Consider the following 24,068-nt stretch of genomic DNA (forward strand, 5'->3'; position numbering starts at 1 on the left):
CAGATTTGAACTCCATAGATTGATGCGGAGAAAGAATCACCTCATCAAAAAATGACATGTAAAGATGAGTTTATGACGCCTCTTGGGAAATTTGAGATTGAGTTCAAGGATGAATATTTATTTGAATTCTTGGAGGATGTGCCCTTATGAGTCATTTTAGCAAAGAAATCAAATCGCTTCTCTGAAGCCCTTCCCATCAGCTTTAATCGTTTTTTACAATCAAAAATCTCCTCTGAAGCTATTCCTACGCTAATGTGGTTTGATGCAAAACAAATTAACTCTGAAAACATTAACACTACTAATAGTAGCGCCAGCGACGTATTTTGATTTTGGCTGCATGATTCCAAATTCACCAAACGTAGTATCGTAGCTATTTGCTCTTCAATCGATTTATCTCATTTGAAACCTATCCTATCTATTTTTTGTCATTTCTCTATATTTGCAGCATCAATGAAACAAAATAGCCTTAAAGATAAAGTTGTAATCATCACTGGAGCTTCTTCAGGAATAGGGGAGGCCTGTGCTTTTGCTTTTGGCATGGCCGGTGCTAAAATCGTGATTACCGGTAGAAATCAGGACAAACTGGATGTAAGTAAAACCAAGTTGGAAGCCAAAGGCATACAAGTTTTGGCTATATCTGCAGATGCATCTGTGATTGCTGACAATGAGCGAATGGCCGAAATAGTCTTGGAGAAATTTGGCAAAATTGACATTCTGATTAACAACGCTGGAATAACTATGCGGGCATTGTTTCAAAATCTTGATTTTGATGTATTTCATAAAGTGATGAATACCAATTTCTGGGGTACCGTCTATGCCACCAAGGTTTGTTTGCCGTCAATTATAGAAAACAGAGGTACTGTGATAGGGATCTCCTCTGTCAACGGATTCCGAGGCACGCCAGCCCGAACTGCCTACTCAGCCAGTAAATACGCAATGAATGGTTTTTTAGAATCTCTTCGAACTGAAGTGATGAAAAAAGGGGTACATGTATTGGTGGCTTGTCCAGGCTTTACAGCTTCGAATATTCGTAAAAATGCACTTACTGCTCATGGTTCTGTGCAGGGTGAATCTCCTAGAGATGAGTCAAAAATGATGAGTTCAGAAGAAGTGGCTGATGAAATTTTAAAGGCTACCTTGAAGAAGAAGCGTGATTTGACATTGACAGCTCAAGGTAAGCTGTTGAAGTTTTTGAATAAATGGGTGCCGGGTCGATTGGATCATATAGTGTATAGTCAGTTAGCAAAGGAAAAAGACTCACCTTTCCATTAAATGCCTGAATCGATCTTTCAGACTTACCGGAATCGTCTCATCGACCTGTCGTCCAAAAACAGATCGCTTTATTTGCCTAAGACAGCCAGTTTCGGAGTAGTAGATCTGAAAGAGCTTGACTTTTTGAATGGGGAAAATAGCTTTGGGATTATTTCTAAGGCTATTTCATCTCAAAAAACAATTCCATTACTTCCAGAATCTGACCCTAGAATAGCCAGTGTAAATACACTATCCAAGACTTTTTCCAGACTTTCCTTTCGTGACCAACTTACCCAAGAAGAAACAGGTGAGCAATCCCTTTATCTGGGTTGGCCTTTTGTGGAGGGAAAGCTGATCAATGGACATGTTTTGCGAGCGCCTTTGCTTCTTATGGGGGTGAAGCTGCATCTCGACAAAGGTCAATGGAATCTGTCGAAAACAGATGAATGGCAATGGAATCCTGCGTTTCTTTTGGCTTATAGTCATGCCTATGGCAAAGCGCTAGATGGAGAAATTTTGAATCTGGCCTTGCAGGACTTGTCCAACGATACGACCGAATTTAGAACTGGACTTTCAAAACTTCTCAGTGACCACTTTTCGATTCAGTTAAGTTCCTCACTTTTCGAGGATCAGCTCGTTGCCTTTTCTGTTTCACAGGCAAGCCTTGATGCTAGTGTTTTTCAAGATGGAAAACTGGCCTTGAAAAGTTATGCACTCTTAGGTTTGTTTGCTCAAAAAGGCAGTTTTCTATTTTCTGACTATGAAGAGTTGGAAAAGAAAATTGGGGAAATGAGTTTGGAGCAACTGTTTACGGAGCATTTTGTATCCGAAGAAAAGCTAGTAATTCCACGCGAGGATCAGCTTTTTCCTGTCTTTCCGCTGGACGCTTCCCAGGAAAATGTGCTGCTTAACGTTCGTCAAGGGAAAAGTGTCGTGGTGGAAGGCCCCCCGGGTACAGGGAAGTCACAATTGATCGCGAATCTAATTTCTGACTATTGTGCGAGGGGCAAAAAGGTTTTGGTGGTTTCACAGAAAAGAGCTGCATTGGACGTGGTTTTTGAGCGATTATCCAAAGCTGGATTTGGAGATTTTTTAGGTTTGGTTCATGATTTTCGTGGGGATCAAAAAGTACTCTTTAAAAAATTAAGATCTCAAATAGAATCGATAGAAAGCTATCAGGTGCAAAATCGTGGAGTTGATGCTATTCAGTTGGAGCGTGAAATTGCCCAGTATTCCAAAACGATTTCTAAGCTATCTGAAAAGTTTGAAAGATTCAGAAAAGTGCTTTATAACGATGATCCTGCAGGTATTCCGATCAAAGCGATGTATCTGAAGGCTAGTTTAGACAAGCCATTTATCGCGGATTCGGAGTTGACTCAACTTGATTTTAATCAAGCGCAGGACTTTGAGAAAAATTATAGAATCTACCATTCCTATCAGGCTCAAATCAAAAACACCTTCTGGGAGAATCGAATTTCTTTTGCGCATTTTGAGCCAGTTGTATTTCCGAGGATTTCACAGAGCCTTCGAGAGGTCTCTGATTTCAGGTCAAATTCTACATTTGAAAAGCTACCTGACCTAGCTCAACTGATCTTGGAGAAGAGTGATTTTGTGAATCAATTGGACGAGCTGACCGCCTCTATGAATTTAGTAGAGAGATCGGATTTGGTCGTTTCTGCTGTTTCCGATAGAAAGCTTTTCTCCAGCGTAAGCGAAGTGCAGAAATGGCTGGTGACCTCTATCGAAAAGCTTCAAGTGCTACAGTTTGATAGTGATAGAAATCCAGAAAGTCTTTTGAACCTTCAAGAAGAACTTGATTTGTTGAAATCAAAAGCCAGCTCATGGTGGGGAAAACTCCAGGTAAATCTGAATAAGGGGAGGTTTCCGCTGACTTTCGCACTATTGAGTAAATCTAACCTAGCGTTTGATCTAGATTCGATCACTAGGATTCAGGCAGATGTGGAGGTGATGAATGGTCTCTACGATGAACTTTCGAATCTTCCAAAGATTGTTGGTTTTGACGTTACAGAGCTTTCCGTTGAATCATTTTCTAAGCAACTCGATAGTTTAAATCCAGTTTTGGAATGGGTTGCCAAATGGGAAAAGCAGAAGGATCTTCATTCCCTCGCTGACTGGAATTTGATGGAATTCAGAAATCAGCTGGACCATGTCCATGATCTTTTTAAATCTTTTGCGGCTCAAATGACCCATTGGAAAGCATATTTGAGTGATTTACAGATTTTGGAAATCATGCAAAATGGCTTTGGTTACTCAACTACCGATTTCCAAATTAATCAGACTTTTACGGAGCTGGTTGCATTTGATAGGTTTTTAGACGCTGCAGGTCTGGATTCAGTTTCTTTTTTCAACAAGCTGGAAACTGACTTTTCTGATTTGTCTTTAGATGAACAGGTTTCTGTCTTTTGGAATTCTTGGTATTTGGCATGGATTGCTTCTTTGGAAGCCAAAGAGCCGCTTTTGGCAGAGGCTGGGAGTCTCACTATGCAACACGAGCTGAATGAATTTAAAACTGCAATTCTTGAAAAAAGGAAAATATCCAAACCTATTGCCTTGCTCAGACTTCGTGAACAAGTGTGTGCTGAACTAGAATTTAATCGTCTGGGAAATCGGCTAACCTATCGGGAGTTGCTTCATCAGGTGAGTAAAAAGCGTCAGCGCTGGCCAATTCGAAAACTCATCGAGGAAATGGGAGAAGAGATTTTTCGGCTTTTGCCCTGTTGGTTTGCGAGTCCAGAGACGGTTTCTGCTTTGTTTCCTTTGGATTCAGTTTTTGATCTGGTGATTTTTGATGAGGCTTCACAGTGTCAGGTGGAGCGGGGTTTACCCGCTATGCTTCGTGGCAATCAAGTAGTTATTGCGGGAGATTCCAAGCAACTCAAGCCATCGGATTTCTATCAGGTCAAGTGGGAATCAGATGAGGAGGGATTGGAATACGAAGCAGAATCCTTACTTGAATTAGCGGGTAATTTCTTTGAAAAGCACCAGCTTCGGGGACATTATCGCTCTGCAGATCCAGCCTTAATTCACTTTTCGAATACTAATTTCTACGAAGGCAAACTCGAGACTTTACCTGATTATGAGACTAATAGGGCTGGCCTTCCTGCTTTTTCTTGGGAAAAAGTGGAGGGAATCTGGGCCAATCAGGTGAATAAAATGGAGGCTGATGAAGTCGTATTGAAAGTCCAATCTATTTTGAATGCCAATCCGTCAGATACCATCGGAATAGTGACTGGAAATTATTTTCAGATGGAATTAATCCGAGAGAAGCTTTGGAAGGCAGGATTTCAGGATGCCAATATCAAAGTTCGAAACATTGAGAATGTGCAGGGAGATGAGTTCGATCAGGTGATTTTGTCGCTTGGTTATGCGCCAAATGCTGAAGGGAAGCTGATGACAAATTTTGGGCTTTTAGGCAAAGCTGGTGCTGAAAATCGACTGAATGTTGCGATCACTCGTTCTCGAAAGATGATGCATGTGATCTCAAGTATTGAACCATCCGATTTCCAGCCAAATCAACTCAAAAACCCGGGTTTAGTATTGTTGAGGGAGTTCTTAGCTTTTGCTCAAGAACAAAGTATAGCCCCTTCAATTCATTCTCCAGAGGTTAGAAGTAAGGGGTATCAGATTGATTGGAGTTTAAAAAACAGCTTGTGTGAGCGTGATGAATCTTATTCCAAAGAAATTCCTTCAACTGTAATGGATTTGATTTTTATGGTTTCAAATGCTGAGCAGAAAGCTATTTTGACCGATGATCAGCGATTTTTCAACGCATCAATTGCAAAAGCTGCTTTAGCCTATCATCCTATTTTGTTGGAGCAAAAGGGATGGAACTACGAGTGGAAGTGGAGTAGAGATTGGTTTATGAATGGTTCAGATACCTAGAGTTGCCATCCACCTCGCCAATTGAACTTCGTGAACCAAATAATTTCCTTCGTCTTTGATGACCAATTCTAATCTTTCCAGTGCTTTCAATGCTGTGCTTACGGTACTCGCTGCGCCTAAATTATGCTTTGTAAGGAAGTCTTTACTGAGTGGGTTCTGTAGGGGTTCTTCCTTTGCAATTGCGCGAAATACATTCCACTGAGTCCTAGTCAGCATTTTCTGAAAATTAGCATAAATCGCCTGTTGTTGAACGAGTATTTGATTGAAGACAATGTCCACATCCGAATCCATTACTTTTTTATTGTTGGCAAAAAGATGATTACAAACCAACTGCACGGTGTAGGTTTGACCACGACTCCATTTATAAATTTTTTCAATTGAAGCTGGCTCTATCTTCTTTTTTGCATTTTGAAAATGCTGAGTAATAAATTCTGTATATGCTTCTAGTGAGATGGGCTGAAGTGATTCCAACATCGAACTTTGATAGAACGGCCTTTTCTTCTCCGTAAACATGGCCTCCATCAGCGTGCGATGACTCCCGCAGAAGATGAATCTGACTTCAGGGATCTGCTGCACCCAGGCCCGAAAGATTGCCTCGGCGTTCGTTCCTTCGTAGTCCGTAATTTGTTGAAATTCATCTATGGCGATTACGATTCGCTTTTTTCTGGATAGCAAAAAATCTCCTAAAGCCGCGAGCGACTGGCTAGGTTGATCGGATTTATTGACCCCTAGCGTGAGCTCGGGTGTTCCGGATAAGGCATTGAAACTGATCGTTGCTCCAATAGCCGCCAGTAATTTCTGGATGCTTGCAGAGATTCCACTGCTGGTTTTTCCATACTTTTCATAAATGGCGGAGGAGATTGCCTGAATGGCTTCGTCAATATTTTGAGTAGCAAGTAGATCGATATAGAGCGTTTCGTAGTCTTTGGAAGTTTCTAATTCATCAAATAATCGATGAATAAGTGCGGATTTTCCTAGTCTTCTCCAGGCATAAAGCACCACATTTCTATCATTTTCTATATGAGAAATGAGCATTTTTAGATCATTTTCTCTGTCACAGAAGTAATCTTTTCCTTGATAGGTGTTGATTACGAATGGATTGAAGGGTTCTTTCATGATTTCTCTATTTTTCCATTACGCATTATGCGTTACGCAAAGTACGTTACGTAAAGTACGTAATAAGATTAGAGAGTTACAAACCTTAAGTAGGGTTTTTGATTTACAGGTAGCCAACCATTTTATAGACTAAGATCCCGATCCACTCCTTAGCAAGTTTATGCCACATGAAAATCGAATAAGGGTCGGGGAAAAATAGGGTAGGAATATCAAACTTGGTGTCTGTTGAGTAGTAATCTGTAGGGAAAGTAACTGTCTGCAAACCTACTTTATCGAAGCATCCCTTGGACCTCTGCATATGAAAGGCAGAAGTGATCAAAATGAATTCCTGATTGATATCAATTCCTTTTTCTTCCAAAAAGACCTTAGTAAACATCGCATTTTCACGGGTGTTTTTAGACTGATCCTCGATCATGATATCGGATTGAGGAACTCCCGTCATCAGAAGAAATCGTTGCAACACCTCTGCTTCGGATTGAGGGTTGACAGGATTCAGCCCTTGGCCGCCTGTGATCAGGATTTTCTTGATTTTCCCTTCTTGGTAGAGTTGAAGTGCATGAGTGATCCTATCTGCACCCTTGTTGAAAAAGGTTCGGTCAAAGGCTGTTTTACTCAAGTTGGTTACTCCGGTAAGTACGATCCCAATTTCGTGATCCTCAATATCATTGAAAGGCTTAAAATCAGGTTCCCAAGCTTGCATCGCTTGATTGGCGATAAACTGGTTGGAGAAAAACCAGAGCAGAAATATCCCTATCCAAAGACATCTTGTTCCCCATTTTTTTTTCACATATAAAGCTCCAATTACGATCAACAAACTGATGATGGTTAGCGGCATGGCCAAAAAACTTAGAAACTGTGAGAGGTAGAAGAACATGGATAGAGAAGGTTTGGGACAAAGAAAAGGGGGAAAGCTTAATTTTCAAATTCAAGCTTTCCTAGTCAAGTAGGCAAAACCTTGGGGATTGAGCATTGATTATGTTCCATGGTTCATTTATAAATTCTTTTCCCTCAACATTTCCTTAAATCCATCTCCTCGGGTTATTTTTGAGCATGAGTTCAAACCTACCTAACCTATTGCCTTTGCTTCAGGAGCTTTCTGCCCAGTTGGAAGGAACACTAAAAGTTGATTCTTTAACTAAGACTCTTTACGCCACCGATGCATCCGTATATCGCGAGATGCCTTTGGCGGTTGCTTTTCCAAAAACAGAGTCAGATATCCGGAAACTAATACTTTTTGCTTCTAAAAATGGCACCTCATTGATTCCTAGAACTGCCGGTACTTCCCTTTCCGGGCAGTGTGTAGGTAACGGAATTGTCGTGGATGTCTCCAAGCATTTCACCCAAATATTGGAATTAAATGTAGCTGAACGATGGGTTCGAGTACAGCCAGGTGTGGTGCGTGATGAACTCAATCGCTATCTCAAGCCTCATGGACTTTTCTTCAGCCCGATCACTTCCACTGCTAATCGAGCAATGATCGGCGGGATGGTTGGGAATAATTCTTCAGGCACCACCTCGATTGTCTATGGAGTAACACGCGATAAAGTGATTTCATTGGACACCGTTTTGAGTGATGGAAATGCTGTGAAGTTTGAGGCACTTACCAAAGAGGAGTTTAAAGAAAAGGCAAAACTTCAATCCCTTGAAGGTGATATTTACAGGAAAGTTCTGGAGGAATTGAGTGATGCAGAAACTCGTGAGGAGATTCATGCGCAGTTTCCTAAGAAGTCCATTCACAGAAGAAATACAGGTTATGCAGTAGATGAGCTGTTAAAATCTGAAATTTTTGAAGGGGAGGAAAAATTTAACTTTTGTAAGCTTTTGAGTGGCTCAGAAGGCACTTTAGCTTTTACTACAGAGATCAAAATCAGCCTTGATCCGCTTCCCGAACCTATAGAAATCGTGGTGGCAGCGCACTTTGCCACCATCCATGAAAGTATGGTTTCCGCTCAGACGGCTATGAAGCATCCAGCTACTGCCGTAGAGTTGATGGACAAAATCATCTTGGACTGTACCAAAGAAAGTATTGAATATTCCAAAAACCGCTATTTCGTAGAAGGAGATCCCGAGGCTTTACTGATGGTTGAGTTTCGTGGTCATTCCCTGGAAGAAGCTATGGCAAAAGGGGAGGCCTTAGTTGCAGACCTTAAAGCTGCGGATTTGGGATATGCTTATCCTATCATCGAGCCAGAGAAAGTAGCTTCGGCTTGGGCACTACGTGCAGCTGGTTTGGGACTTTTGGGGAATATTCCTGGCGATCCCAAGGCTGTTGCTTGTATTGAGGATACTGCGGTCGATATTGAAGACTTGGCTGACTACATCGATGAAGTTGATGAGATGATGGCTGGTTTTAATCAGAAGCCAGTGCATTATGCGCATGCAGGAGCAGGAGAGATTCATTTGCGGCCAATTTTGAATTTGAAAAAGTCCAAAGACGTAGAGGAATTCTACCAGATTTCAAAAGCTTCAGCTGAGTTGGTGAAGAAATATCAAGGTTCGCTTTCCGGCGAGCATGGAGATGGTCGAGTGCGTGCGGCTTTTATTCCGCTGATGGTTGGGGAAAAGAATTACCAGCTTTTTCGAAGGATCAAATATACCTGGGATCCCAAGAATATCTTCAATCCAGGCAAGATCGTGGATGCTGCGCCGATGAATAAATTCCTACGCTATGAGCCAGAAATGGAAACCCCAACTCATGACACCATGCTGGATTTTTCCAATGTCGGCGGTATTCTTCGCTTGGCAGAAAAGTGTAACGGTTCGGGCGATTGTCGCAAACTTCCAGAATCAGGAGGTACTATGTGCCCAAGCTACATGGCCACACGAAATGAAAAAGATACTACGCGTGGTCGAGCGAATACCCTTCGTGAGTTCCTGACGATGGACAAAAAGGAAAATGCTTTTGATCATCCTGAGATCAAAGAAGCATTGGATTTATGCCTTTCCTGTAAAGGCTGTACCGCTGAGTGTCCATCCAATGTGGACATGTCCAGTATGAAAGCTGAATTCTTGTATCAATATCAAAAAACGAACGGCATTCCCCTTCGCTCCAAGGCTTTTGCCTACATCAATGAGCTAAATGAGGTAGGTTCAAAAACTGGTGGGCTGGCGAATTTTATGCTTGGCAATAAACTGACAGGTGGGATGATGAAGTCTATTTTGGGAGTAGCTCCGCAAAGAAATCTTCCAAAAATAGCTAAAGTCAGTCTTCGGAAATGGTTTAATAAAAATTACAAAGCTCTTCCCGGAGCAGAAAAGCAGCTTAAATCTGTTTACTTTTTTATCGATGAGTTTACAAATTTCAACGACACCGAGATTGGGATCAAGGCAATTTCACTTCTGAAAAAACTGGGATACGATGTGAAAGTGGTGGCGCATGAGGAAAGCGGACGCTCGGCACTTTCGAAGGGACTTTTGCCGAAGGCGAAAAAACATGCCGAGGCCAATGTGCGCATCTTTGACAAATTAATCGATGGAAACACTCCTTTAATTGGGTTGGAGCCTTCGGCAATTTTGAGTTTCCGAGATGAATACCCACGTATAGTGAAACCTGAGCTGGTTGATGCAGCAAAGAAATTGAAATTCCATGTGAAGCTGATTGATGAGTTTTTAGCTCAGGAGATTGCTGCCGGCAATATTTCTGCTGACTCCTTCACTACCAAAACTCAGAAAATCAAACTTCACGGACATTGTCATCAAAAGGCTCTTTCTTCTATGACTTGGACGCAGAAGCTATTGTCTTTGCCGGCAAATTATACAGTAGAAACGATTCCTAGTGGATGCTGTGGTATGGCTGGGAGCTTTGGCTATGAAGCTGAGCATTACGAGGTTTCGCAGCAAGTGGGAGAGTTGGTGCTCTTTCCAGCGGTGAGAAAAGCAGAAGCAGAGACGATAATTGCAGCTCCTGGAACCTCCTGCCGTCATCAAATCGCTGATGGGACAGGCAGAAAAGCCAAGCATCCCGTGGAGATTTTGTGGGAGGCGCTGAACTCTTAATTGAATTCAGTAGTAAGATTTATATCGCACTTCTCGTTCTTTTGAAAGGAAAGTAAAAACCACTCGTGAGTTTGGGTGGTTTTTTTTGATTATTTCAAAACCTTCCTAGCCACATACTCGGCACATCTCGCTGCCAATCTGGAAGTTGCCTGGTCATGGTCGAAAGCCGGGTTGAGTTCCGCCACATCCATAGAAATAAGCTTTTTGCTAGAAGCAATTAATTCAAATACTTTGAAGGCAAATTCGGGCCTGTAACCCATGGGAGATGGTGCTGAAACTCCGGGAGCAAAAGCCGACGAAAATCCGTCCATATCCACACTGAGGTAGATTTTATCCACTGAATCCAAAAACCAAAGGATTTTTTCCTGAATTACTTCCCAATTATTCATTCTGAAATCTTCCATCACCATCCATTTTGCGCCTATTTTATCAGCAGTCTGGAAAAGAGATTTTGGGTTGACGGAGCGCTGTACGCCCAGGCACAGGTAGTTGAATTCACTAGCATTTTCCTCGGCAAGTTGGAGAAAAGGTGATCCAGAATGCCCCTTCCCGTCCAAAGTAGGGCGAAGGTCAAAATGTGCATCCATGTTAATGATGCCTAGGGTTTGATTTTTGGTATCTAAATGCTTGTATATTCCTCTTCCGTGGGCCAAAGCCACGTCATGACCACCACCCAAAAGAATTGGAAAATGCTTAGTTTCGAGCAAATTATAGACAGTCTCAGAAATCAATTTATGGCTAGACTCTAAATCATCATTTTCCGTGTAAACATCCCCATAATCGAATATTTTGGTGTTTTCAGGAAGGTGAAAAGCCAAGGTTCCTAGGTTTTTACGAATAGCATTTGGACCTTCTGCGGTTCCCAGGCGTCCTTGATTTCTTTTAACCCCCTCTTCGCCTGCGTATCCTAAAATTCCAACTTTAGGAGTTTGCTGATCTTTGTCAAGTTTGAGATCCCTAACCGAAATTGTTGCTTGATGCCAGTATTCAATTTCTTCAGATTTTCTACCAGACCAAAGGGAGGGGTTTGGATTTTGATGGAGCATATTGAGTATAGTGTTATTTTGTAGTAACTTAAAAACAGTGCTTTGATAGATTTAATATCAGAAACAATGTATCCTGTTTTCAGGTAAAATTCAAAGTTCATTTGGGATCAAATTATATGGTTATGAAAGAATATAGAATTCCACAGAAAGAGAATATTAATCTCGATGCATTTGAAGAGCCAAGTAGTTCCTTCGCAGGGTATTCCTATGCAGACTATCTCAAATGGGATTATGAGGAAATTGTAGAATTGATCAAGGGAAAGATTTTTGCCAAAGCAGCAGCGCCTAATCGAAGGCATCAGGAGGTTTCAGGGAATATATTTTATAAGATCTTTAGTTTTTTGAAACTACACCCCTGCAAAGTTTATTCAGCACCATTCGATGTCCGATTATCCAGAAATCCTGAGTATTCCAAAACAGACTCGGTAGTTCAGCCGGATATTTCTGTGATTTGTGATCTCAGCAAATTGGATGATAAAGGTTGCTGGGGAGCTCCTGATTTAATTGTAGAGATTCTTTCACCGGGGAATAGCCGAGTGGAAGTTCAGAATAAATATGACTTGTACGAGGAATATGGTGTGAGAGAATATTGGGTGGTTCATCCTACCGACTGTACTCTTTTGATCTATACCCTGGTCGAAGGTAAATTCCAGCCTTCCCGACTTTTTACTTCGGGAGATAAAGTCCGGTCTATTGTTATTGAAGGCTTTGAGTTGGATTTGGAAGAAGTATTTAACTCGTAAGATCTCTTAACCCAACTCTTTCAAAATATCCTCATCAACCAAATTGGGTATCGTTACTTTCAATCCTGGGCTGCGCTCCATTTCCCGCTGAATAGCCTCCAAAGAACCTGAATTTCTTGCCCACGCTCTTCTCGCTATTCCATTAGTTACGTCGTACAAAAGCATAGACTTCAGCTTTCTATCCGCGTCTTCTGAGCCATCTAGCACCATCCCAAATCCTCCATTCATCACTTCGCCCCAGCCTACGCCGCCACCATTGTGGATAGAAACCCAAGTGGCACCTCGGAAGCTATCACCGATCACATTGTGAATGGCCATATCAGCCGTGAACTTACTTCCATCGTAGATATTGCTTGTCTCGCGGTAGGGGGAATCCGTACCGCTGACATCGTGATGATCGCGTCCTAGGACGATAGGGGCAGAGATTTCGCCCGATGAAATAGCATCGTTGAATGCCTGAGCAATCTTTGCTCGACCTTCTGCATCCGCATAGAGAATTCGAGCCTGAGAGCCAACTACTAACTTGTTTTTCTCTGCTTCTTCTATCCAAGTGATATTATCCTGCATTTGTTGCTGAATAGAAGCAGGAGATTTTTGCATGATTTCTTTCAAAACCCGAGCAGCGATCTGATCTGATTTCCTTAAATCTTCCGCTTTTCCAGAAGTACAAACCCAGCGAAAAGGACCAAATCCATAATCAAAGCACATGGGGCCTAAGATGTCCTGTACATAGGAAGGATATCGGAAATCAATCCCATTTTCTGCCATGACATCCGCTCCAGCTCGAGAAGCTTCCAGCAAGAACGCATTTCCATAATCGAAAAAGTAGGTTCCTTTTGCCACATGCTTGTTGATTGAATCAGCTTGGCGTCTTAAGGTTTCCTGAACTTTAGCCTTGAACTCGGCGGGATTTTCTGCCATCAGTTGGTTGGATTCTTCGAAAGAAATCCCAACTGGATAATAGCCTCCAGCCCAAGGATTATGAAGGGAAGTCTGGTCAGACCCTAGTTCCACGAAGATGTTTTCTTCGTCAAATCGCTCCCAGACTTCTACAATATTTCCAATGTAAGCGATGGAAACTATCTCCTTATTCCGCTTGGCCAGATGAGTTCTGAAAATCAATTCATCTATATTTTCGATCAACTCATCTACCCAGCCTTGTTTATGTCTTTTCCTTGCGGCAGCAGGATTCACTTCAGCACAAATGGTAATGCACCCAGCGATATTTCCGGCTTTCGGCTGTGCGCCACTCATTCCGCCAAGACCTGCCGTCAAAAAAATCTTACCCGCTGGATTTTCTCCAGCTTTCAGTTTTTTGCGAAAAGCATTCATTACCGTAATCGTAGTTCCGTGCACAATTCCCTGAGGACCGATATACATAAATGAGCCCGCAGTCATCTGTCCGTATTGCGTCACTCCCAGTGCATTGAATTTCTCCCAGTCATCAGGCTTGGAATAGTTCGGGATCATCATTCCGTTGGTTACTACCACTCGTGGAGCTTCCGCAGAAGATGGAAAAAGTCCCATGGGATGACCGGAATAAATGTGCAAGGTTTGCTCTTCAGTTATCTCCGAGAGGTATTTCATCACCAAAAGGTATTGCGCCCAATTCTGGAAAACTGACCCGTTTCCACCATAAGTAATCAACTCCTCGGGATGCTGAGCTACAGCCGGATCTAAGTTGTTTTGGATCATCAGCATAATGGCGGCTGTCTGCGGGCATGTGGAAGGGTATTCTTCTATGCCTCTTGCGTACATCGCATAATCCGGCATAAATCTGTACATATAGATTCTGCCAAATTCCTTCAGTTCGGCTGAAAATTCCTCCGCTAATTCAGCATGCCATTCCTTGGGGAAATAGCGTAACGCATTCTTAAGAGCCAGTTTTTTCTCCTCAGTACTTAGGATATCCTTGCGCTTGGGAGCATGGCTCAAAGTTGTATTTCTGGCTTTTGGTTTAGGAAGTTGAGTAGGAATGCCTTGGGATATTTGCTCTTGGAAAGTCATGGGATTTACGAATGTTTGATTATCTCGCGGCGGCGCAGAAATGCAGCGAAAAAGGGATTTTGACAGATGATTTTAAAATTTTCCTGCAAAATGGCTTAGGCGTAAAGTGTCTTGATTCATGGGGCTAACATCTTATTTCTACTATTTTGTATCTAAAAGCTCAAGTCTTTTTTCCTCTTTTCCACACTTGCTCAGGCTTCAATTTGCCCTGCTGATAAAGTATTTCTTGATAATTTTCAGTTGGGAAAAGGTTGAAATCTGCTAGAAAACCTGCTTTCAATTTTCCCCGATCCTCTAAGTCTAATGCAGCAGCTGACCTGAAAGTCAAGGCAGAGAGGACTTCGGCGGTACTGAGTTTTTCGAAGGTTGCTAAAATGGAGGCTTGAGTCACCAAGTCACCCATAGGAGCGGAGCCTGGGTTCCAATCGCTTCCAATGGCCAATGAACCGCCCAGATCTAAGATTTTTCTTGCTGGCGTAAAGGCACAACCCAAACCTAGAGAAGCACCCGGAAGAGCGACAGCTATTGTTTCAGATTTGGCCAAAAGTTCAATTTCCTTCTCACCGGAAACTTCCAAATGATCCGCTGACTTTGCGCCATATTTCACTGCAACTTTAGACCCTCCAGCTGTGAATTGATCTGCATGAACGGTCAGTTCAAATCCTTGGTCTTTAGCTTTTTGATAATAAGGTTCGATTTCTTCCGGTGAAAAAGCACTTTTCTCAATGAAGGAATCGATTCTATTTGTGAGACTCTCTGACTTCAAAATCGGAAAAAGTTCCTGAGCAATCAATTCCAGGTACGCTGCATTTGTTCCTTCAAAATCGCGGGGCTTCATGTGAGCGGCTAGGCAAGTTGGGATCAAATCGGCTGTAGTTTTCTGGTCGGCTTGCTTGATGGCGCGAAGCATTTTTAATTCCTCTTCAACAGTCAATCCGTAACCACTTTTCACTTCAATGGTAGTCACACCTTCACTGAGATGCCGATTAGCATTTTCAACAGCTCTATTTGCAAGTTCTGTTTCAGTAAGTTTCCGAGTTTGAGTTACTGTATCCCAAATCCCGCCACCAGCTTCGGCGATTTCCAGGTAGGTTTTCCCAGCATTTCGCATTGCAAAATCTCTAGCTCTAGTGCCTCCAAAGCAACTATGAGTATGACAATCGATCCAACCGGGAAGAGCTACAAAATCACCTTTTAGTTCGATGATTTCAGCATTGAGCGCCTTGGCTTTTTTCAAAAGTTCAAGAAAACTTCCAACTTCTAGAATTCTTTCTTCTTCAATCAGAATCCCAGCGTTCTCCAGAATTTCCAATTTCTCATCTTTCAAGGCACCTTTGAGTAGGAGGTTATCTAGTGTTAGAAGTTGAGTTATTGGGCCGATTAACTTTTGCATGATTTGGTTTTTATAACAGTTTCCTATGATTTCCCGCAGCATTTCGATGATAAGGGCGCAGATAAAAACGCAGCTTTAATTTGCTGATGTTAAGAATTAATCTTTGACTTTCAGCGTACTTTTTCTTCGTAAAGCTGCGGGCTACTTATTTAACAGGTAAATAGTTCACTCCACTCCGTCTCAAAAGGCAATCCTTCTTCTATTGCAACGCGATTTGCTAGCTCAATCAATTCACCACTTTGGATCATCTCGATCGCTGCTTCCATGTCTTCGGTCATCACACGGTCGTTTATAACAGGTGTTATACTTTTTCTAACATGTTCATGAATTGCAGTCATCACCTTTCCTGATTTCAGCGGAGCATGGAAATCCATCGCCTGGGCTGCATAAAAAAGCTCAATTCCCAGGATTTTCTCCACGTTTCCAATCACCTGCAGAGCTTTCCTCGCACCTATAGAACCCATACTCACATGATCTTCCTGACCCAGTGAAGTAGGGATGCTATCCGCAGATGCAGGGAAGCAAAGTCCTTTGTTTTCCGAAGCCAAAGCTGCGGTCGTGTACTGTGGAATCATCAAGCCGGAATTCAAACCGGTCTCTTTCAAAAGCAATTTTGGTACGCCCGGCGTGTCACCCTCAAGGGAAAGATAGATTCTCCGGTCTGAAATATTCCCCAATTCTGAGGCGGCGAGGCAAGCATAATCCAATGGCAAAGCGATAGGCTGACCGTGAAAACTTCCTCCCGAGATCGTATGATCTTCGCTAAAAATAACAGGGTTATCTGTAACCGAATTGATCTCGGTTTCGATGGCGTCTTTCAGGTGTAACCAAGCATTACGCGAAGCACCATGAACCTGCGGCATGCAGCGCAAAGAATAAGGGTCCTGTACGCGAGCGCAATCCAAATGTGAATTGACTATTTCTGATTCATGAAGTAAGTTTAAAATCGTCTGAGCTACATGCTGATTTCCTTTAAACCGTCTTAGCTGATGCAATTCAGGCGAAAAAGGTTTGATCGAACCCATCAAGCCTTCGATCATCATGGCTCCGGTGATGTCTGCATGAACTAGCAGATTATGCAGGCGATCCACGATTTTCACTCCGTAGGCAGCCATAAACTGAGTTCCGTTTATCAAGGCCAAGCCTTCCTTTGGGCCAAGGGTAAGGGCTTCCATTCCAAGCTTTGCGAATACTTCAGCAGTTTTGACGATGCTTCCTTCATAATGCACTTTTCCTAGGCCCAATAACGGCAAGAACAAGTGTGAAAGTGGAGCCAGATCACCTGAAGCACCTACCGAACCTTGAATAGGCACTACAGGAATCACCTCGTTTTCCAGCATCCAAAGCATTCGCTCCAAGGTTTCCAGTTTAATTCCTGAAAATCCCTGAGCTAGTGCCTGAAGTTTCAGTACTAGCATAAGTTTGGAGATTTCTATGGGGACAGGTTCGCCCAAACCTACAGCATGACTCTTCAAGAGGTTTTCCTGTAAAGTTTGGGTGTCAGCCGCCGAGATTTTGCTGGTACAAAGTGGGCCAAATCCTGTATTAATTCCATAAACAGTTTTTTCTCCTTTGGCGATGTTTGCAACTGCCAAAGCAGAAGCTTTTATTTTTTCTTGGGTATCAGTATTGAGAATTCCTTTAATTTCTTTCCGCGCTAGCTTTAAAGCTATTCCAGAAGTCATGTGGTCTTCGCCGTAATTGAATGTGTCCATTACTATTTGGGTAAACTATTCTAGGGTCTTCACAAAGATACCAAGCCCTAATGATAATTTTTGATATCAATATTGTCAATATGTGATACCTTTTAGGCATCATGGAATTAAGACATTTGAATTACTTTAAAGCTGTAGCTGAGGAGTTAAATTTCCGAAAAGCAGCTGAGCGCTTATATATTTCGCAGCCGGGCTTGAGTAGGCAGATCAAGCAATTGGAGGAAATGCTGGAGGTCAAACTTTTTGATCGGGATCAGAAGCATGTGGAGCTGACTGCGGCTGGAGCCTTTTTTAAAAATGAAGTGGAGTTCGTGTTGAATCACCTGGATCTGACTAGAAGTCAGTTGAAGTTAATCGCAGCAGGAAAAATAGGGGAATTAAGAGTAGGGTTTTTAGGGTCGGCATCGAATCAGATTCTGCCAGATTTGCTAGGGAAGCTTAATGCAAGTCATCCCTTGATTAGCACGAGTTTGGAAGAACTGAGTAATGCCGTACAGGTGGAAATGATAGAAAAGGACAAGTTGGACTTGGGCTTTGTCCGCTTGGCTTCCGTGCCCAATGACCTGGAAATGAAGGTGGTTTTGAGGGATAGTTTTTCCCTGGTGGTGCCAAAAAATCATGCTATTCAGGAAAACGATTTTACTTCTGTAAATCAGTTTAAGGACGAGTCCTTTGTTCTTTTTTCCTCAGATTACAGCAATCTGTATTATGAGCAGATTATCGGTATTTGTAGAGATGCTGGATTTTCACCCAAGATCAGACATAAATCTGTCCATGCTTTGACGATTTTCAAACTGGTGGAAAACGGGTTAGGCGTGGCTATTGTACCGACTTCTTTGAAGGAAGGCTACGAACTGAATGTACGTTTTATGGAGATACCAGACATCGGGCAGTTCACGGAATTATCAGCGATTTGGAAGGGGGGAAATCGTAATCCAGCACTGAAGCAAGTTTTACCTTTATTATAATCAAAAATTTTTGGGCTAAGATTAGCTACTTTAAGTACTTGTTTTTCCATTTCGCTTAAATGAAAACGAGTCGTAAAAAGCTCTTAGATCCCCATTTTGGGAATATATTACACGTTTTAAGGAATTAGAATTTGTTATTTTACCTTTTTTCAGGTGAAGTACTGACTTGGGGGTAGAGGTGATTTGTATCCTAACTTTCCTGACTTTAAGCGTTGAAGACACTTATGGAGGATTTTGCGGCTAAATCTACCTGATTGGCTCGTTGAATCTTTGATGATATGCATACCTTTGTGTATCAATTTCACCGCGATTTGGGTTGGAATGGCATTTGAAGCACTATAAAATAAACTATTACACAAAATCTGAAAATTATGAACTTTAGAATAGTAGGAACAGCTGCATTGGCACTTATGATTGCGGTAAGCTGCCAGCCGAAAAAAACAGAGGAGCAAGAGGTAGTGGTGGGCGATACTGAAATGGTAGCGAAGGAGGTAATCTCGCTTGAGAAATTCACAGACTCCCCAGCGTATGCGTCTTCCTCTTTGACGATGAAAAACCCAGCCAACACCACTATTGCGAAGGCTGGAGAAGTTGATTTTGCCTTTGAAGTGAAAGATTACAACTTGGGTGAAGTAACCGAGCGTATGGGCATGGCTGAGAAATTGGCTAACTCAGACAAAGGTCAACATATTCACTTCATCCTTGATAATCAGCCTTACTCAGCGCACTATGAGTCAGAATTCAAAAGAGAAATGCCAGAAGGAACGCATTATTTGGTTGCTTTCTTGAGCAGATCTTATCATGAGTCTGTTAAAAACGCTAACTCATTTATCGCTAAGAAAATGGTTGTTGGTAATGCTAGTGATGACATTAATGTTGACTTTGATAAGCCAACGATGATCTACAGCCGTCCAAAGGGAGAATATACAGGGGCGGATACAGAGAACTTATTACTTGATTTCTTTTTGCTAAATACTACGCTATCTGAAACAGGGAATAAAGTAAGAGCTACGATTAACGGTCAAGAGTTTATGATCACTGAATGGGCGCCTTACGTAATCAAAGGCCTAGTGAAAGGTGAAGTGACTATTCAATTGGAATTGCTTGATGCTGATGGAAATCTGATTCCAGGTGATTTCAATGACGTAACCAGAACAGTGACTTTGAAAGACTAAGTAAGAGTTAAAAACCACCAAAGAGTTAAACTCCGTGTGATTGATTTCATACGGAGTTTTTTTAACCACTGAGCGCACAGAGGGAGTCGCAGAGGGCGCAAAGTAAGTTGACTTGTTTTAAGTTGTCCTGCTTCTCCAGAAGCCGGACAAAATCTAGGGTTTATTGACTAATAGGATGGAAAATACTCAGCCACGAGCCGTCTCATTTTATCCAGAGTTTCTGATATAGAGAGTTCACTCATTCCTCCAGCAGCATTTGCATGTCCGCCGCCATCGAAGTGGGTTGCAGCTAACACATTGACAGGTTTGTCTTTTCCTTTGGAGCGGAAGGATATTTTGATGATTCCATCACGCTCGGAAAGTACAATTGCTGCTTTTATTCCTTTGATGGATAGGGCAAGATTTGCCAGACTATTGGTATCCCCTTTTTTATAATCATATTTTTCCAACTCTTCTTTAGTCAGAGATATTTCCCGTTCACTGATGTCATCTATAGATTCTCTCCCCAAAATCACATTTTTGATTTCTCGACTCAGATCTATCCAATTGACATAGTATGCAACACGGCTAAGGCCTACAATTGTTTGGATTAGGTTTAATGTTTCGATTATGCTTTTCTTAAATCTAGAAGTTCAGCCGTATTGACGAGTTTATTGAAACCTTGACTTTTCAATCCTTTATATAATACCTTATCTCCAGTCCATAAAACTGCTTCTAAAAATTCTGCTAGAGCCACAAAATCGATATCGTCAGGATCGATTTTTTCAAGCGTTTTTTCAGAGGCTAGCCATGTTTCCACTGGTATAATTTCTTCATTTATGAACTTCAGTGAGGAGAGAACCAGTGTAAACGAAGTTTGTAATTGATCTTCTGAAAGGTTTGAGATCTTTTTAAGTTTATCCCAATGAGTTCGTATTTCGTTACGCATGTAAGCACAACTATAGAATTCAAATTTTCTCTGAGAGTTGAAAATCAGGTCACCAATACTGCTTTCTGAGTTTAAGAGAACGCTAAAAATTATATTGGTATCAATGACCACTTTCATTTAATGAGGCGGCCCTTGTTTTTTTTCCACCAACCAGCTTTTACTTCCTTAGCCAAGGCATCCACATCTGTCTGTTTAGCATTTGAATTGGCAGTAGCTTCCTTGTAGGTCAAGTAATCAATAAGATTTTGAAGACCTTCTGTATTTACATTGGATGGAAGTCTGATAATTACCTCGTCATCTGTTCTTTCAATGATCATGGTTAATATTTTTAGATTAAAGGAAGTTACTAATTTTTGGTTAAATGAAAATCATTCTTTTAATCCATTTAAGACTGTTTTTCAAAAATGATTTGTTTCCAATAAGTATCACCCATTAAATATCAACTTGAAAGTAGTTCCTTCGCCTTGGGTAGTTCGCACTTGTATATTGCCCTTATGGCGGCGCATGATTTGTTTGGAGAGGCTCAGGCCGATTCCAGAACCTTTCTTTTTGGTGGTGAAGAATGGAATGAAAATCTTACTTAAGGCTTCCTCGTCGATTCCTTTTCCGGTGTCAGCCACTTCCAGGATGATTTTACCTGCCTCATCGATGAATGCTCGCAGGATAATTTGCTTCACTTCAGAATCCTCCACCGCCTGAATTGCGTTTTGAGTTAGATTGATGAGCACCTGTTCGATCTGAGTTTGGTCACCAAATAGAATCAGTTCTTTTGGGCTTATTTCTTTGATCAGGGCTATGTCTGAGGTTTCTAATTGATGATGAAGCAAAACCTCTAATTGGTCGAAGAGCTTTGCGATGGCAATACTGCTGAACTTCGGCGCTGGAATATGTGCCAAGCTTCTGAAGTCAGACACAAAACTGATCAATCCCTGACTACGCTTTTCGATCGTGCTGATTCCCATCAGGTAATCCTCCATTTCCGAAGGCGAGATTTGCTCCACGTTTTCTATTTTGCTTTCCATTTCTCCTTGGATAGTTCCGGCCAAAGAGGAAATAGGAGCGATGGAATTCATGATTTCATGTGTCAGGATTTTGACTAGATTTTGCCAAGCTTCCATCTCTTTTTCTTCCAGTTCGGACTGGATGTTTTGAAGGGAAACAAGCTTAAATTTTTCACCTCGCATCAGCAATTCAATCACATAGACAGAGATTTGCATTATTCCGTCTGGATGGGCAATTTTGATCAATTCAGATCCGCCCGTACGAAGATTGTTGATCGCCAGGTGTAATTCCTTGTTGATGCTTTCTATATCGCGAATGTTCTTTAGCTCTTCTACATCGAGAATACGTTTGGCAGCGGTATTTACAATTTGAATTCCACCATTTTCCCCAAACGTGATCAAGCCAATACTCAGGTGTTTGAACACTGAGCGAAAGTACTGGTAATTAGCCTCCTTTTCCGCTTGATCTTCTTTCAGTTTGGCGAGGATAGCATTGAATTCTATATGCAGATCGTCTGTTTCGGTGCCATCAAACTTCACAGGGTAGAGCTGAGAGTAGTTGTCTTGCTTGATATTGTCAAGAAAAACACGCACTTTATTGAATGAGCCTTCTGAATAGCGTAGCAAAAATATGATCTGAAATACGACTAGAATGATGAAAAGGGAAGTCATAAATACTCCCCAACTATCGATGATAGCGTATGCAAGAAGAAAGAGGGATGCTGCTAAAAAGGCAATCCGCCCGAGTAAACCAACTTTATAATCCATATTTTTCCAGCCTTCTGTAGAGTGAAGCTCTAGTGAGGCCAAGCTCCTTAGCTGCTTTGGAGATATTTCCTCCGTTTTTGTCAATGGCGCGCTGAATGGTTGTTTTCTCCATGTCATCTAGGTTCAGAGTGACAGCAACTGGTGCCTTGTCCGAAGCAGGTTTGGCAGATAAAAAGAAGAAATCTCGCGAATCTAACTCCTCACCTTCGGCCATGATGATGGCTCGTTCGATGGCATGCTGAAGCTCTCGGATATTTCCAGGCCAGGCATAATGTTGCAAGAGATCCATGCCTGTACTCGTGAAGCCGGTGAAGTTTTTGCGGTACTTCTGGCTATAAATTTTCAGGAAATGCTTGGCTAAAAGCGGTATGTCATCCTGTCTTTCACGAAGTGGCGGAAGGAAAATCTCCACGGTATTGATTCTGTAAAGTAGATCTTGACGGAAATTATTGTCGGCTATATTCTCGTGGATTGGCATATTGGTGGCGCAGATGAGGCGAATGTCCACCGGGATCGCTTTATTGGTGCCTATTCTGGTTACCTCTCTTCGTTGCAAAACCGTCAACAGTTTTGATTGTAGCGGGAGAGATAAGTTTCCGATTTCATCCAGAAAAAGCGACCCTTGATCTGCCACTTCAAACCTTCCCGCTCGGTCATCTTTGGCGTCTGTGAAGGCTCCTTTTTTGTGACCAAAAAGCTCTGATTCAAACAGCGTTTCTGTGATGGCACCCATATCCACACCTACAAAAATCTCGTCTTTGCGTAGCGATCTATCATGTATCGCACGCGCTATCAATTCTTTACCCGTACCGTTTTCCCCCAAGATTAACACGTTTGCATCGGTCTGAGCCACCTTGTCTATGATAGAAAAAATATTTTTCATGGAAGCACTATGGCCTATGATGTCCGTGTAGGGCTTTTTCATGTCCGTCTGCATCTGCTTTTGCTTCTTCTGCAGCTTGTCCACTTCATTGTAGCTCTCCTTCAATCTAATAGCTGACGAAAGTGTAGCGATCAACTTCTCATTCTGCCATGGCTTTAGGATGAAATCCGTAGCTCCCTCTTTTAGTGCTTGAACGGCCATTTCCACATCTCCAAAGGCCGTGATTAAGATGACCACAGCTTTAGGATCGATCTCTTTGATTTGCTTTAGCCAGTGAAAACCTTCTTTGCCTGAGGTGGTGTCCTCTCTGAAATTCATATCGAGGAGGATCACATCGTAGTTGTTATTATTGATCAAAAAGGGAATCCTTCTAGGGTCCTTTTCTATCATGACTTCTTTGGCGTGCTTTTTTAAAAGCATTTTGGCGGCAAATAATAAGTCTTCGTTATCGTCGATAATAAGGATCTTGCCTAATTCTTGAGTTTCCATGGTTGAGTATTTGGACGTGTTTACAGCAAAATGATGCCAACCCAAATATAGCCTTTAAACGCATGATTTTGAACCGAAAATGTTCGAAAGTGTACGGTTTTATACTAAAATCGGACAGTCTTGTTGAGGTTTTCTCCCTTGATAGATTTTTGTACCTTTGAGCTTTACTAAAACGAATGACTATGCAAGCTAAAAAAGGGGATGCAGTTCAAGTGCATTACACTGGAAAATTAGAGGATGGAAGTGTGTTTGACTCTTCTGCAAACCGCGAACCGCTAGGATTTACCGTAGGCGATGGCAATATGATTAAAGGTTTTGATACAGCCGTAGATGGAATGAAGCTTGGTGAAAAGGTCACGGTGACTATTCCGGCTGCGGAAGCATATGGAGAGCGTCGTGATGATATGATGATCGATGTGCCTATAGATCAGGTGCCTGCAGACATCAAGCCTGAAATCGGTTTGAATCTGACTCTTCAGGGAGGTAACGGTCAGCCTATGCCAGTGACGGTAGTAGGTGTGGACGCAGAAAAGATCACCTTGGATGCCAATCATCAGCTAGCAGGTAAAGATTTGATCTTTGATATTGAGTTGGTGAAAGTCAACTAACGATCGCAGTTTCTATTCATTTGAAGAGGCTATTTCAGAGATGAAGTAGCCTTTTCTTTTATCGGTACTTGGAATGAA

Annotated in this window: 18 protein-coding genes; 7 read left to right on the top strand and 11 right to left on the bottom strand. The window is 42.0% G+C overall.

The features are described 5' to 3' along the window. Nucleotides 1-450: 450 nt before the first annotated feature. Together ABJH64_RS15695 and ABJH64_RS15700 are read left to right on the top strand one after the other, a co-directional pair. Nucleotides 451-1,272, top strand: coding sequence for an SDR family oxidoreductase (locus ABJH64_RS15695; protein WP_348274407.1), 822 nt, complete (start codon nt 451-453; stop codon nt 1,270-1,272). Next, complete coding sequence (locus ABJH64_RS15700; RefSeq protein ID WP_348274408.1) at nt 1,273-5,154, top strand: AAA domain-containing protein; 3,882 nt, start codon at nt 1,273-1,275, stop codon at nt 5,152-5,154. Here ABJH64_RS15700 and ABJH64_RS15705 read toward each other — a convergent pair. Beyond that, nucleotides 5,143-6,270, bottom strand: a complete 1,128-nt coding sequence (locus ABJH64_RS15705) for an ATP-binding protein (RefSeq protein ID WP_348299023.1) — start codon at nt 6,268-6,270, stop codon at nt 5,143-5,145. The genes ABJH64_RS15700 and ABJH64_RS15705 overlap by 12 nt on opposite strands. Nucleotides 6,271-6,373: 103 nt before the next feature. Then, nucleotides 6,374-7,144 (bottom strand): YdcF family protein, encoded by a 771-nt coding sequence (locus ABJH64_RS15710; protein ID WP_348274009.1) that lies wholly within the window; start codon nt 7,142-7,144, stop codon nt 6,374-6,376. Between the two features lie 176 nt (nt 7,145-7,320). On the opposite strand from ABJH64_RS15710, the gene ABJH64_RS15715 reads away from it, so the two are divergent. Then, a complete protein-coding gene (locus ABJH64_RS15715) occupies nt 7,321-10,266 on the top strand; it encodes an FAD-linked oxidase C-terminal domain-containing protein (protein WP_348274010.1) in 2,946 nt (981 codons plus the stop codon). 89 nt (nt 10,267-10,355) lie between these two features. Here ABJH64_RS15715 and hutG read toward each other — a convergent pair whose 3' ends face one another. Beyond that, nucleotides 10,356-11,312 carry a formimidoylglutamase gene (gene hutG, locus ABJH64_RS15720; protein ID WP_348274011.1) on the bottom strand — a complete coding sequence of 319 codons (957 nt, stop codon included), beginning with the start codon at nt 11,310-11,312 and terminating at the stop codon, nt 10,356-10,358. Nucleotides 11,313-11,434: 122 nt separating this feature from the next. On the opposite strand from hutG, the gene ABJH64_RS15725 reads away from it, so the two are divergent. Then, nucleotides 11,435-12,055, top strand: coding sequence for a Uma2 family endonuclease (locus ABJH64_RS15725; RefSeq protein WP_348274012.1), 621 nt, complete (start codon nt 11,435-11,437; stop codon nt 12,053-12,055). Between the two features lie 6 nt (nt 12,056-12,061). Here the strand turns inward: ABJH64_RS15725 and ABJH64_RS15730 are convergent, their stop codons facing one another. The 3 genes from ABJH64_RS15730 to hutH all read right to left on the bottom strand — a co-directional run bounded on the left by ABJH64_RS15730 (nt 12,062) and on the right by hutH (nt 17,170). After that, nucleotides 12,062-14,062, bottom strand: a complete 2,001-nt coding sequence (locus ABJH64_RS15730; protein WP_348274013.1) for a urocanate hydratase — start codon at nt 14,060-14,062, stop codon at nt 12,062-12,064. 160 nt (nt 14,063-14,222) lie between these two features. Next, nucleotides 14,223-15,455, bottom strand: a complete 1,233-nt coding sequence (gene hutI, locus ABJH64_RS15735) for an imidazolonepropionase (protein ID WP_348274014.1) — start codon at nt 15,453-15,455, stop codon at nt 14,223-14,225. Between the two features lie 149 nt (nt 15,456-15,604). Continuing rightward, nucleotides 15,605-17,170 carry a histidine ammonia-lyase gene (hutH, locus tag ABJH64_RS15740; RefSeq protein WP_348274015.1) on the bottom strand — a complete coding sequence of 522 codons (1,566 nt, stop codon included), beginning with the start codon at nt 17,168-17,170 and terminating at the stop codon, nt 15,605-15,607. Nucleotides 17,171-17,271: 101 nt separating this feature from the next. On the opposite strand from hutH, the gene ABJH64_RS15745 reads away from it, so the two are divergent. Beyond that, entirely contained in the window at nt 17,272-18,138 is an 867-nt protein-coding gene (locus ABJH64_RS15745; protein WP_348274016.1) for a LysR family transcriptional regulator, read from the top strand. 371 nt (nt 18,139-18,509) lie between these two features. Next, complete coding sequence (locus ABJH64_RS15750) at nt 18,510-19,313, top strand: hypothetical protein (protein WP_348274017.1); 804 nt, start codon at nt 18,510-18,512, stop codon at nt 19,311-19,313. A 167-nt stretch (nt 19,314-19,480) separates the two neighbouring features. Here ABJH64_RS15750 and ABJH64_RS15755 read toward each other — a convergent pair whose 3' ends face one another. The 5 genes from ABJH64_RS15755 to ABJH64_RS15775 all read right to left on the bottom strand — a co-directional run bounded on the left by ABJH64_RS15755 (nt 19,481) and on the right by ABJH64_RS15775 (nt 23,382). Further along, complete coding sequence (locus ABJH64_RS15755; RefSeq protein WP_348299026.1) at nt 19,481-19,822, bottom strand: DHHA1 domain-containing protein; 342 nt, start codon at nt 19,820-19,822, stop codon at nt 19,481-19,483. A gap of 98 nt (nt 19,823-19,920) precedes the next feature. Next, nucleotides 19,921-20,358 (bottom strand): PIN domain-containing protein, encoded by a 438-nt coding sequence (locus tag ABJH64_RS15760; protein WP_348274019.1) that lies wholly within the window; start codon nt 20,356-20,358, stop codon nt 19,921-19,923. Next, the gene (locus ABJH64_RS15765) at nt 20,355-20,558 is read right to left on the bottom strand and encodes a hypothetical protein (protein WP_348274020.1); all 204 of its coding nucleotides are present in this window, start codon (nt 20,556-20,558) and stop codon (nt 20,355-20,357) included. The genes ABJH64_RS15760 and ABJH64_RS15765 overlap by 4 nt, the downstream gene beginning before the upstream one ends. Before the next feature lie 108 nt (nt 20,559-20,666). Further along, nucleotides 20,667-22,010, bottom strand: coding sequence for an ATP-binding protein (locus ABJH64_RS15770; protein ID WP_348274021.1), 1,344 nt, complete (start codon nt 22,008-22,010; stop codon nt 20,667-20,669). Beyond that, complete coding sequence (locus ABJH64_RS15775; RefSeq protein WP_348274022.1) at nt 22,000-23,382, bottom strand: sigma-54 dependent transcriptional regulator; 1,383 nt, start codon at nt 23,380-23,382, stop codon at nt 22,000-22,002. Before ABJH64_RS15775 ends, ABJH64_RS15770 begins: the two co-directional genes overlap by 11 nt. A 182-nt stretch (nt 23,383-23,564) precedes the next feature. Between ABJH64_RS15775 and ABJH64_RS15780 the strand changes: the two genes are divergently transcribed. Further along, nucleotides 23,565-23,990 carry a peptidylprolyl isomerase gene (locus ABJH64_RS15780; RefSeq protein WP_348274023.1) on the top strand — a complete coding sequence of 142 codons (426 nt, stop codon included), beginning with the start codon at nt 23,565-23,567 and terminating at the stop codon, nt 23,988-23,990. Nucleotides 23,991-24,068: the final 78 nt, after the last annotated feature.

Source organism: Algoriphagus sp., from assembly GCF_039969895.1.
Lineage (GTDB): Bacteria > Bacteroidota > Bacteroidia > Cytophagales > Cyclobacteriaceae > Algoriphagus.